Origin of the sequence: Duganella rhizosphaerae, from assembly GCF_040364205.1 — a bacterium.
GTDB classification, from domain to species: domain Bacteria; phylum Pseudomonadota; class Gammaproteobacteria; order Burkholderiales; family Burkholderiaceae_D; genus Rugamonas; species Rugamonas rhizosphaerae.
Genome location: NZ_BPWK01000075.1, coordinates 1 through 530, shown reverse-complemented (window position 1 = coordinate 530; position 530 = coordinate 1). Strand labels below are relative to the sequence as shown.

The following is a 530-nucleotide window of genomic DNA, read 5'->3' as shown; positions in this document are numbered from 1 at the left end:
CCGGACGCGCGGGTGGCGGTGTGCGCCGAGCGCGGCGTGGGCATGGTGGTGGCCTTGCTGGCCATCCTGAAGGCGGGCGGCTGCTACGTGCCGCTCGATCCGGATTATCCGCATGAACGGCTGGCCTACATGCTGGCCGACAGCGCGCCACTGGCGGTGCTGCTCGACGGCGCCGGCCGGCAGGCGTTGGCCGGCATCGGCGGCGATGCGCCCTGCATCGACCTGGGGGCGCAGGACGGGCCATGGCACGCCCAGGCCGTGCACAATCTGGCGCGGCAGGCGCTGACGCCGTCCCATCTGGCCTATGTGATCTACACCTCCGGTTCGACCGGGCAGCCGAAGGGCGCGATGAACGCGCACCTGGGCGTGGTCAACCGCATCGTGTGGATGCAGCAGGCCTACGCGCTCACCGCGCAGGACGTGGTGCTGCAAAAGACGCCGTTCAGCTTTGACGTATCGGTGTGGGAATTCTTCTGGCCGCTCAGCTGCGGCGCGCGGCTGGTGATGGCCAGGGCGCAGGGACACAAGGA

Annotated in this window: 1 protein-coding gene; it reads left to right on the top strand. The window is 69.8% G+C overall.

Going from position 1 to position 530, the window contains the following annotated elements; genetic code table 11:
- Positions 1–530 (top strand): AMP-binding protein (locus tag RUGAMON1_RS32660; protein ID WP_445234428.1); only part of this gene is annotated, 530 nt, incomplete at both ends.